The following is a 9593-nucleotide window of genomic DNA, read 5'->3' as shown; positions in this document are numbered from 1 at the left end:
GACCCGCGCGCCGTTCGACCCGCGCGCCGTTCGACCCGCGCGCCGTTCGACCCGCGCGCCGTTCGACCCGCGCGCCGTTCGACCCGCGCCGTACGGGCCCGCGCCGTCCGGGCCCTACGCGGCTCCCCCGCCGGGGTGCGGGGCCCCGCCGAGGACGTGCTCGCGGCCCCAGGCCCCCAGCGGTGCCAGCGCGGCGTTGAGCCGCGCCCCGACCGGCGTCAGCGAGTACTCGACGCGCGGCGGCACCTCGTCGTACGCCTCACGGCGCACGATTCCGTCGGCCTCCAACTCGCGCAGATGGGCGGCGAGCACCTTCTCGGTGATCCCCGGCACCAGGCGGCGCAGCTCGCCGAAGCGGCGGTTCGGCCGCTCGTCCAGCGCCCAGAGGATCAGTACCTTCCACTTGCCGCCGATCACGTCCATCGCCGCGTCGATCCCGCAGACGTACCCGCCCGGCCTCGGCACCGTCGCCATGCCCACCCCTTCCGACCTGCTCGCTCACCCCAGGGTAACCACCCACTTCGAGGTGCGTACTTGTCCGCCGGTGGCCCGGGCGACGAGCCTGATCGGCATGGCAGAGAACAGCGTTGACCCCGTGTCGAAGTCCACCCCCGCTCCCTCCCTCACCCTGCTCGGCCTCGGCGCGATGGGCACCGCGCTGGCCCGGACCTGGCTCGCCGCCGGGCATCCGCTGACCGTCTGGAACCGCACCGCCGCGCGGGCCGAACCGCTCGCCGCCCTGGGCGCCACCGTCGCCGCCACCCCCGCCGAGGCGGTCGCGGCCAACCGCCTGGTGGTCGTCTGCCTGCTCGACGACGCCTCCGTCGAGGCGGCGCTGGACGGCGTCGACCTGGCCGGCCGGGACGTGGTCGACCTCGTCACCGGCACCCCCGGCCTGGCCCGCGCCCGCGCCGCGTGGGTCGAGCAGCGCGGCGGCCGCTACCTGGACGGCGGGATCATGGCCGTCCCGCCGATGATCGGCGTTCCCGAAGCCGGTCCGTACGTCTTCTACAGCGGCTCGCAGGCGCTGTTCGAGGAGCACCGCGACACCCTGTCCGTCCCGGCCGGCACCCGCTTCGTCGGGGCGGACGCCGGGTTCGCCGCCCTGTACGACGTGGCGCTGCTGAGTGCCATGTACGGCATGTTCGCCGGGGTGGCGCACGCCTTCGCGCTGATCGGCGGGGAGGCGGTGGCCCCGAGCGACCTCGCGCCGCTGCTGACCTCCTGGCTCCGGGCGATGGCCGGCTCGGTGGCGCGGACCGCCCTGCAGCTGGAGAGCGGTGACTACACCGTGGGCGTGGTCTCCAACCTCGCGATGCAGGTCGCCGGCACGCCCACCTTCCTGCGCACCGCCGAGGAGCAGGGTGTCAGCGCCGAGCTGCTCGCCCCGTACTTCGCGCTGATGGCCCGCCGGCTCGCGGAGGGCGCCGGGGCGGAGGACCTGACCGGCGTGGTCGACCTGCTGCGCCGGTAGGCGGAGCGGGCGGGCGGGCCGGCGCTCGCCGCCCTCAGCCCGCCGCGCGGTCGGTCGCGGGGCGCCGGCGCAGCGCCGCGTCGGTGAGGGCGGGCGGCTGCCAGACGCCGTCCGGGTGGTAGACGTTCGTGCCGGGCGCCACGATGGCGTCGATCCGGTCGAGGGCGGCGTCGTCCAGGGTGAGGTCGGCGCCCTTGAGGGCCGCCGCCAGCTGCTCCCCGGTGCGCGGGCCGATGATCACCGAGGTGACGGCCGGGTGCGCCAGCGGGAAGGCGAGGGCCAGTTCGGGCAGGGTGCGGCCGAGGTCCTCGGCGAGCGCGGTCAGCTCCTCGACGGCGTCCAGCTTGGCCACGTTGACCGGCAGCGCGGGGTCGAAGCGGCCCGGGTGGAGGGCGGCCCGGCCGGTGCCGAGGTCGATCGGGAGGCCCTTGCGGTAGCGGCCGGTGAGGAAGCCGGAGGCGAGCGGGCTCCAGGTCAGCGCGCCCATGCCGAGCCGCTGGACGGTTGGCAGCACGTCCCGCTCGATGCCCCGGGCGAGCAGCGAGTACGGCGGCTGCTCGGTGCGGAAGCGGGGCAGGCCGCGCCGCTCGGCGACGTGGTACGCCTCGACGATCTCCGCGGCGGGGAAGGTCGAGCAGCCGAAGGCGCGGATCTTGCCGGCCGTGACGAGGTCGCCGAGTGCGGAGAGGGTCTCCTCGATGTCGGTGGTGTGGTCGGGCCGGTGGACCTGGTAGAGGTCGATCCGGTCGGTGCGCAGCCGGCGCAGGCTCTCCTCCACCTCGTGGATGATCCAGCGCCGCGAGTTGCCGCCCCGGTTGCGGCCCTCGCCCATCGGGAAGTGCACCTTGGTGGCGAGGACGACGTCGTCGCGGTTGCCGCGGCTCTGCAACGCCTTGCCGACGATCTCCTCGGACTCGCCCGCCGAGTACATGTCGGCGGTGTCGACGAAGTTGATGCCCTGGTCGAGGGCGGTGTGGATGATGCGGACGCAGTCGTCGTGGTCGGGGTTGCCGACCGCTCCGAACATCATGGTGCCGAGGCAGTAGGCGCTGACCTCGATGCCGGTGCCGCCGAGGATGCGGTAGCGCATGGTGCTGGTCCCCCTGCTGTGGTGGGTGGCCGTCCCCGGCCGGGAGCCGGGTCGCTCGCCCCCGACGGTAGATCTTGGAGTGCACTCCAGGGCAAGGGGCGGCGGCGTCCCGTCGGTGACCGGCTCCGGCGTGACCCCGGTGGTCGCCGCGCGTTCGTCCGGTGTCGCACCGGGGACCGGTCGGGGCACGGTTTGCGGAACCGGCAACAAAGCTTGCCGATGATGCGGGGCTCGTCGCAGGCTGGCGGTGCCGGAGACCGCACCGCCGGGGGCCGCCGCCGGGGCCCGCCACCGGGGCCCGCCACCGGACCCGCTGCCGGGCTCGCCGGACCCGCCGCCGCGCGGTGAAGCCGCCGGTCCGGATGCCGACGCCGAAGCCGCCACCGACCTGAACGGAGCACCCCATGCACCGCCCGCACCACCACGACGCCGCCGCTCCCGCCCCCGCTCCCGAGTCGGCGAACGCCGACGCGCACGGCCATGGCCACAGCCACGATCACGGCCACCACGGCTCCGGGTCCGAGCCGGACTGGGCGGCGCTCGTCACCTACCTGGAGCGCGAGGGCGAGTTGAACACCCCCGCGTTCGTCGGGGCCGCCGGGTGGCTGGGCGAGCTGATGGACGGCATCCCCGTGGGGCGGGTGCTCGACATCGGCAGCGGTCCGGGGGTCGTCGCGACCGTGCTCGCCGATGCCTTCCCGGCCGCCGAGGTGGTCGCCGTCGACCAGTCCGCCGCCCTGCTGGAGCGCGCGGTGGCCCGTTCGTCCGGCCGTGTCACCGCCCGGCAGGCCGAGCTGCCCGCCGAGTTCGGCGGGCTGGGCACGGCCGATCTGATCTGGTCCTCCCAGGCGATCCACCATCTCGGCGACCAGCAGGCGGCGTTGACCGAGCTGGCCGGTTCGCTGCGTCCGGGCGGTCTGCTCGCCGTCGCCGAGCGCGGCCTGCCGCTGCGCTTCCTGCCGCGTGACCTCGGCCTCGGCCGCCCCGGCCTGCAGGCCCGGTTGGACGCGGCCCATGAGGACGTCTTCGCCGCCATGCGCGCCCAACTCCCGGGCTCCGTCGCGGAGGTGGAGGACTGGCCGGGCATGCTGTCCCGCGCGGGCCTCACCCCGGCCGGCTCGCGCACCTTCCTGGTGGAGTGGCCGGCCCCGCTCACCGCCCCGGGGCGCGAGCACCTGTACGCCCATCTGGTGCGCCGCCGCGCCCAGGTGGACGCGGGCCTGGACGCGGAGGACCTGGCCACTCTGGACGCCCTGCTCGACCGCGAGGCGCCGACCGGCATCCTGAACCGCCCCGACGCCTTCTACCTCACCGCCATCACCGTCCACGCCGCCCGGGCGACCGGCACGGCCTGACGGGGACCGCCCGGCGGGCGCGCGGACGGCGCGCCCGCCGCCGGTCAGAGGCCGGAGGCCAGCTTCAGGGTGACGGCGCCGGCGATGATCGCGGCGAAGGAGAGCAGCTTGGGGAGCGTGATCCGCTCCTTGTAGAGCACGGCGCCGAAGACGACCGTGCCGATCGAGCCGAGGCCGGTCCAGATGGTGTAGCCGACGCTGACGTCCAGCGTCCTGAGCGCCAGGCTGAGTGTGAAGATGCCGCCCGCGGCGGCCACCAGGGTGAGGACGGACGGCCAGAGCTTGGTGAAGCCGTGGGTGGCGTTGGTGCCGAGGGCGAAGGCGATCTCGAAGACGACGGCGATCGCGAGGAAGATCCAGGCCATGACGGTGGGCTCCTTGGGTGGTGGGGCGGCGGGGGAGGGCGGGGTCGGTCGGCTGCGCGGGATCAGGCGGTGGCCGGCCGCTCGGCCTTCCCGGTCGGCCGGTCGCTGCCTCCGGTCGGCTGCCCGGCGCTCCCCGCCGGCTGCTCCGCGCCGCCGGGGCGGTCGGAGAGCTTGAGGCCGAGCACCCCGCCGATGATCAGGACGAAGGCCGCCGCCTTCCCGGGGTTCATCGACTCGTGGAAGATCACCGAGCCGAGGACGACGGTGCCGACCGAGCCGATCCCGGTCCACACCGTGTAGCCGACCCCGACGTCCAGGGTCTTCAGGGCGAGGCTGAGGAAGAAGATCCCGCCCGCCGCCGCCCCGGCGGTCAGCAGGGAGGGGCCCAGCACGGTGAAGCCGTGGGTGGCGTTGGTCGCGAGGGCGAAGACGACCTCGAAGAGCGAGGCGATCAGCAGGTAGATCCAGGCCATGGGAGAACCCCCGGGTTCGTCGCGGGTAAGTGATTGCATGTATGTGCAAATTGATGTCGACTGGGCAAGAGCATGCATGTACAAGTAACCTGTGTCAATCCGCCCCGTCTGTGCCAGGAGCAGCCCATGGACCCGGAACCCAGCCCCACCAGCGGCGACCCGGACGCCGGGCCGTCGGATTCCCGGATGTGGAGCCGGCTCACCGCCCTCCACGCCCATGTCGAGGGCCGGCTCGCCACCGCCCTCCAGCGCCGGCACGGGCTCGGCCTGTCCGAGTACCGCGCCCTCGGCTTCCTCTCCGAGGCCCCCAAGGGCGAGCTGCGCATGCAGGACCTCGCCGCCGTCCTCGGCCTCAACCAGAGTTCGGTCACCCGACTGGTCGCCCGCCTCCACACCGCGGACTTCACCTACCGGGACCTCTGTCCGGACGACAAGCGCGGCGTCTACACGGTGATCACCGCCGCCGGCCGCGCCCGTCATCAGGAGGCCCGCGCCACCTACGAGGAGACCCTCGGCGCCGCCCTGGACGAGGAGGCCGCCGCCGCCCCCGACCTCGCCCCGCTCCTCGGTACGGCCCGCCGCTCCCTCGGCTGAGCGCACCACCCGGCCGCTCCCGCACCTTCACCCCGCTCGCCCCCGCGCACAGGAAGTCGACCCGGCCGACTTCCTGCGCGGCCCGGTGCCGAATGCCGGGTACGACGGTGCCGAACGCCGGGCGGCCCGGTGCCGAATGCCGGGTACGACGGTGCCGAACGCCGGGTACGACGGTGCCGAACGCCGGGCGCGACGGTGCCGCACGCCGCGCGGCCCGGTGCCGAACGCCGGGCGGTACGGTCGCCGCATGGCAGCTTCGAACCCCGATGTCGTCGTGGTCACCACCACCCACGACGACGAGTCCAAGGCCCGCGCCCTGGCCGCCGCCGCGGTGCGCGAGCGGCTGGCCGCGTGCGCGCAGCTCTACCCGGTCCGGTCGGTCTACCGCTGGGACGGCGAGGTGCGGGAGAGCGCCGAGTGGTGCGTCGACCTCAAGACCCGCGCCGGGCTCACCGCCCGGCTCACCGCGTTCATCACCGAGCACCACGACTACGACACCCCCGAGGTCGTCGCCGTCCCGGTGGTCTCCGGCAGCGGCGACTACCTCGCCTGGGTGGCCGCCGAAACGGGCCCCTGACCGGCCGTCCTCGCAGGAGCGGCCCCCGTCGCCGACCGGGTGACGGGGGCCACCGCGCCTACGGTGTGCCGCTACTCACCGCCGCCGAAGCGGGCGGTCCAGGCGGCCAGGTCCTCTTCGGTGATCTTGGCGAACAGCACCGGCGGCACGGTGAACGCGGTGCCCGCCGGCACGAAGTCCAGCGCGCGCGCCTCCTCGGCGCTCACCCACGCCCGGGTGCGGGTCGGGGCGTCGTCCGCGAGCGCGAACGCCTCGCGCATGGCCTGCGCCGCCGCCGGGATGAACGGCTCGGAGACGACGGCGTAGAGGTGGATCAGGTTCATCGCCGTCCGCAGGGTCAGCGCGGCGGCCTCGGGGTCGGTCTTCACCTGGAGCCAGGGCGCCTTCTCGTCCAGGTAGGCGTTGCCGGCGCTCCACAGCGTGCGCAGGCTCTGCGCGGCCTTGCGGAAGTTCAGCGCCTCCAGCTGGGTCTCGTACTCGGCCAGCAGGTCGGCGATCTGCGCGCCCAGCCGCTGCTCCGCCTCGCCCGCCGCGTGCCCGGCCGGGACGTCGTCGCCGAACCGCTTGCGGCTGAAGGAGAGCACGCGGTTCACGAAGTTGCCGAGGGTGTCGGCGAGGTCCTTGTTGACGACCGAGGAGAAGAGGTCCCAGGTGAAGCTGGAGTCGTCCGACTCGGGGGCGTGCGCCATCAGGAAGTAGCGCCAGTAGTCGGCCGGCAGCAGCTCCAGCGCGACATCGGTGAAGATGCCCCGCTTCTGGCTGGTCGAGAACTTGCCGCCGTAGTACGTCAGCCAGTTGAAGGCCTTGACGTAGTCGACCTTCTTCCACGGCTTGCGCGAGCCGAGCAGGGTGGCCGGGAACATCACCGTGTGGAACGGGACGTTGTCCTTGGCCATGAACTCCGTGTACCGGACGGTGTCGTCGGCCTCGTACCACCAGGACTTCCAGTCCCGGGTCTCGCCGCCGGCCGCCGAGTCCGCCCACTCCTTGGTCGCGCCGATGTACTCGATCGGGGCGTCGAACCAGACGTAGAAGACCTTGCCCGCGGCCGCCAGCTCCGGCCACACGTCGGCCGGCACCGGAACGCCCCACTCCAGGTCACGGGTGATGGCGCGGTCCTGCAGCCCCTCGGTCAGCCACTTGCGGGCGATCGAGGACGCCAGGACGGGCCACTGGTCGCCGTGCGCGTCGACCCACTCCTCGACCTGGTCGGTCAGCTTCGACTGGAGCAGGAAGAGGTGCTTCGTCTCGCGCACCTCCAGGTCCGAGCTGCCGCTGATCGCCGAGCGCGGCTCCAGCAGGTCCGTCGGGTCGAGCACCCGGGTGCAGTTCTCGCACTGGTCGCCGCGCGCCTTGTCGTAGCCGCAGTGCGGGCAGGTGCCGACGATGTACCGGTCCGGCAGGAACCGCCCGTCGGTGACCGAGTACACCTGGCGGATCGCCCGCTCCTCGATGAACCCGTTGGCGTGCAGCTCGCGGGCGATCTCCTGGGTGATCTCCCGGTTCTGCTGCGAGGAGCTGCGCCCGAAGTGGTCGAACGACAGCCGGAACCCGTCGTAGACGGCCTTCTGCTGGTCGTGCGCCTGCGCGCAGAACTCGGCGACCGGCAGCCCGGCCTCCTGCGCGGCCAGCTCGGCCGGCGTCCCGTGCTCGTCGGTGGCGCAGATGTACAGCACCTCGTGCCCGCGCTGGCGCAGGTACCGGGAGTAGACGTCCGCCGGGAGCATGGACCCGACCATGTTGCCCAGGTGCTTGATCCCGTTGATGTACGGAAGGGCGCTGGTGATCAGGTGCCGAGCCATCCTCGGATGCTCCAATTTCTCCCGCACGCACCCCAGCCCGGAGTGCCGTGACAGGCGCAGGGTCTGGGGGCCGCAACGGAGTCCCGGCACGCGCGGCCGGACTCCGGGCTGCCACACAGAGCGAAGGTCCACTGTGGGCGTGCGCAGTGTATCGAAGCCCGGGCGGCCTCCTCCCGCCCTTTTCACCGCTCGGACGGCGCGTGGTCGCCGTCAGCCCGCGGCCGCCCGGCGGTGCACCTGGACGACCGCGTGCCGGCCGGTCGTGCGCCACGGAGCGCCGGTGGCCTCCAACCGGGCGAGGGTGGCGGGTTCGACGCCGACGACCACGTCCGACTTGAGGGTCCGCAGCGCCGCGACGGAGGACGGGAAGTGCGCCACCGCCGCCGCGAACGGGGTGGTCGGCGGCCAGAGCCGGTCGCCCACCAGGCGGCGGTAGTTGAGGTCGCCCTTGAAGACCGTCATGGCCGCCCCGGCGAACTCCGCCCGGAGGCCGGCGGGCAGGTCGTGGAAGGTCAGCGGCGCGCAGAAGAACGCGTCGGCGCGGACGGTGAGTTCACCCGTGCCGAGGGCCCGCCACAGCCGCCGGCCGATCGCCGCCGCCCGGGGCGTGGGCGCCGCCCGCAGGCGCTCGACGGTGGCGAGCAGGTCGGCCGGGGTCGCGTCCGACACGAAGTACGGCCGGGGCTTCACGTACAGCGCCACCTCGGCGGCCAGGCCGTCGTCGAGCAGGTGGTCGATCAGCACCAGGTCCGGCAGCAGCTCCCGGCCGGCGTTGTCCGCGACGACGCAGACCCGGCCGCCGCGGGTCCGCTCCAGCTCGGTCCAGAACAGTGCGCTGTCGTCGGCGACCAGCCCGGCGACGGGGCCGTCGTCGGCCGCCGTCAGCCCGAAGCTCAGGTCCGCGCGGTTGCCCCACAGGGCCGACGTCACCAGGGCGCGCGCCCGCTGCCGGGGTGGCAGTTCGCCCAGCGGCTCCAGCGCGGCCAGCTCGTCGTCCACCGCCGGGCCCGCCAGTTCGGCGGCCTTGAACGGGCCGAACGGGTCGATGCCCTGCCAGGCCCCGGGGCGGAAGTAGCCGGTGGCGTCGAGCAGACGGTGGTAGAACCAGTTCTCCGCCCACAGGAACGGCGCCTCGCCCCACGGCCGGCCCCAGAGCCCCTCGCCCCACGCCAGCCACCGCTCCCGGTCGTGGACGCCCGCGCCCGGCGGCGTCAGGACGCCCGCGGTGCTCTCCACCAGCAGCCGCTCCACCGCCGCCCGCTCGCCGGGACCGTACGGCAGCGCGTCGAGGACCTGGCCCAGGAGCTTCGGGTGGCGCTCGTGGAACACGCTCCAGGGGAAGGAGCCGGGGACGTCACTGCGGATCAGGGGCGCGCTGGTCGGCACGGGCGGCTCGTCTCTGTCGGTCGGTCAGCGCCACCCGGTCCGGTGGGCGATCCAGGTCCGTCCGACCGCCGCCATGCGGGCCTGGTAGTCGCGCAGGTACGGCACACCGGGCGGGGCCGGGAGGCGGGAGTTGCGCTCCCAGTATCCGGCCTGGGCGACCGCGAACGAGGTGACCGCCTCCGGCGGGGCGCCGTGCCAGGAGGCGGCGCGCCCGACCCTACGCCGCACCCGTAACCGGTTCCACCGACTTCTCAGCGATCGCGGGCGGAGGAGGCGACGGGCCTGGTCGCGTGCTCGACGCACCCTGCCGGTCCGCCCCCCAGCCGCCCCGGAGCATCCGGGGCGGCTGGACGAACACGCCGCACAGGAAGTGGACGACCCGCCCCTTTCCACCCTGCAACGGCCGAGCGTAGAAACCGAGTCGGCCTGACCTCCATCACCTGGACGGCCACCTCGGTCCCGCTCGACCTCCGGCAC

11 protein-coding genes are annotated in these 9593 nt (G+C 74.0%); 4 read left to right on the top strand and 7 right to left on the bottom strand.

Annotated elements, in window-relative coordinates; translation table 11 throughout:
• Positions 1-114 precede the first annotated feature (114 nt).
• Complete coding sequence (locus ABZ495_RS19790; protein ID WP_329488994.1) at positions 115-474, bottom strand: helix-turn-helix domain-containing protein; 360 nt, start codon at positions 472-474, stop codon at positions 115-117.
• Positions 475-571: 97 nt separating this feature from the next.
• On the opposite strand from ABZ495_RS19790, the gene ABZ495_RS19785 reads away from it, so the two are divergent.
• A complete protein-coding gene (locus ABZ495_RS19785; RefSeq protein ID WP_359837172.1) occupies positions 572-1474 on the top strand; it encodes an NAD(P)-binding domain-containing protein in 903 nt (300 codons plus the stop codon).
• Between the two features lie 34 nt (positions 1475-1508).
• On the opposite strand, the gene ABZ495_RS19780 is transcribed toward ABZ495_RS19785, so the two are convergent.
• Positions 1509-2564, bottom strand: a complete 1056-nt coding sequence (locus ABZ495_RS19780) for an aldo/keto reductase (RefSeq protein WP_359837170.1) — start codon at positions 2562-2564, stop codon at positions 1509-1511.
• Between the two features lie 404 nt (positions 2565-2968).
• On the opposite strand from ABZ495_RS19780, the gene ABZ495_RS19775 reads away from it, so the two are divergent.
• Positions 2969-3919, top strand: a complete 951-nt coding sequence (locus tag ABZ495_RS19775) for a class I SAM-dependent methyltransferase (RefSeq protein WP_359837168.1) — start codon at positions 2969-2971, stop codon at positions 3917-3919.
• A 44-nt stretch (positions 3920-3963) separates the two neighbouring features.
• Here the strand turns inward: ABZ495_RS19775 and ABZ495_RS19770 are convergent, their stop codons facing one another.
• Positions 3964-4284: a multidrug efflux SMR transporter gene (locus tag ABZ495_RS19770; RefSeq protein WP_359805496.1), complete on the bottom strand. Its 321-nt coding sequence runs from the start codon at positions 4282-4284 to the stop codon at positions 3964-3966.
• Between the two features lie 62 nt (positions 4285-4346).
• Positions 4347-4757, bottom strand: a complete 411-nt coding sequence (locus ABZ495_RS19765; RefSeq protein WP_329488999.1) for a multidrug efflux SMR transporter — start codon at positions 4755-4757, stop codon at positions 4347-4349.
• 186 nt (positions 4758-4943) lie between these two features.
• Here ABZ495_RS19765 and ABZ495_RS19760 point away from each other — a divergent pair, with 186 nt between their 5' ends.
• Together ABZ495_RS19760 and cutA are read left to right on the top strand one after the other, a co-directional pair.
• Positions 4944-5351 carry a MarR family transcriptional regulator gene (locus ABZ495_RS19760; protein WP_329492191.1) on the top strand — a complete coding sequence of 136 codons (408 nt, stop codon included), beginning with the start codon at positions 4944-4946 and terminating at the stop codon, positions 5349-5351.
• A 247-nt stretch (positions 5352-5598) separates the two neighbouring features.
• Positions 5599-5928 (top strand): divalent-cation tolerance protein CutA, encoded by a 330-nt coding sequence (gene cutA / locus ABZ495_RS19755; protein ID WP_359837166.1) that lies wholly within the window; start codon positions 5599-5601, stop codon positions 5926-5928.
• Positions 5929-5999: 71 nt separating this feature from the next.
• Here cutA and metG read toward each other — a convergent pair whose 3' ends face one another.
• The 3 genes from metG to ABZ495_RS19740 form a co-directional block, all read right to left on the bottom strand.
• Positions 6000-7730: a methionine--tRNA ligase gene (gene metG / locus ABZ495_RS19750; RefSeq protein WP_359837164.1), complete on the bottom strand. Its 1731-nt coding sequence runs from the start codon at positions 7728-7730 to the stop codon at positions 6000-6002.
• A gap of 210 nt (positions 7731-7940) precedes the next feature.
• On the bottom strand, positions 7941-9116 hold the full coding sequence (locus ABZ495_RS19745; protein WP_359837163.1) for a damage-control phosphatase ARMT1 family protein: 1176 nt from the start codon (positions 9114-9116) through the stop codon (positions 7941-7943).
• Between the two features lie 24 nt (positions 9117-9140).
• Positions 9141-9344, bottom strand: coding sequence for a hypothetical protein (locus tag ABZ495_RS19740; protein ID WP_359805503.1), 204 nt, complete (start codon positions 9342-9344; stop codon positions 9141-9143).
• Positions 9345-9593: the final 249 nt, after the last annotated feature.

The organism is Kitasatospora sp. NPDC005748 (assembly GCF_040630735.1).
Taxonomy (GTDB): Bacteria; Actinomycetota; Actinomycetes; order Streptomycetales; family Streptomycetaceae; genus Kitasatospora.
This window is presented reverse-complemented; position numbering and strand designations above follow the sequence as displayed.

Bases quoted from the DNA above. Each gene is read 5' to 3' on its own strand.
- metG (WP_359837164.1), bottom strand. From the start codon at position 7,730: ATGGCTCGGCACCTGATCACCAGCGCCCTTCCGTACATCAACGGGATC.
- ABZ495_RS19775 (WP_359837168.1), top strand. From the start codon at position 2,969: ATGCACCGCCCGCACCACCACGACGCCGCCGCTCCCGCCCCCGCTCCC.
- ABZ495_RS19765 (WP_329488999.1), bottom strand. From the start codon at position 4,757: ATGGCCTGGATCTACCTGCTGATCGCCTCGCTCTTCGAGGTCGTCTTC.
- cutA (WP_359837166.1), top strand. From the start codon at position 5,599: ATGGCAGCTTCGAACCCCGATGTCGTCGTGGTCACCACCACCCACGAC.
- ABZ495_RS19760 (WP_329492191.1), top strand. From the start codon at position 4,944: ATGTGGAGCCGGCTCACCGCCCTCCACGCCCATGTCGAGGGCCGGCTC.
- ABZ495_RS19785 (WP_359837172.1), top strand. From the start codon at position 572: ATGGCAGAGAACAGCGTTGACCCCGTGTCGAAGTCCACCCCCGCTCCC.
- ABZ495_RS19770 (WP_359805496.1), bottom strand. From the start codon at position 4,284: ATGGCCTGGATCTTCCTCGCGATCGCCGTCGTCTTCGAGATCGCCTTC.
- ABZ495_RS19780 (WP_359837170.1), bottom strand. From the start codon at position 2,564: ATGCGCTACCGCATCCTCGGCGGCACCGGCATCGAGGTCAGCGCCTAC.
- ABZ495_RS19790 (WP_329488994.1), bottom strand. From the start codon at position 474: ATGGCGACGGTGCCGAGGCCGGGCGGGTACGTCTGCGGGATCGACGCG.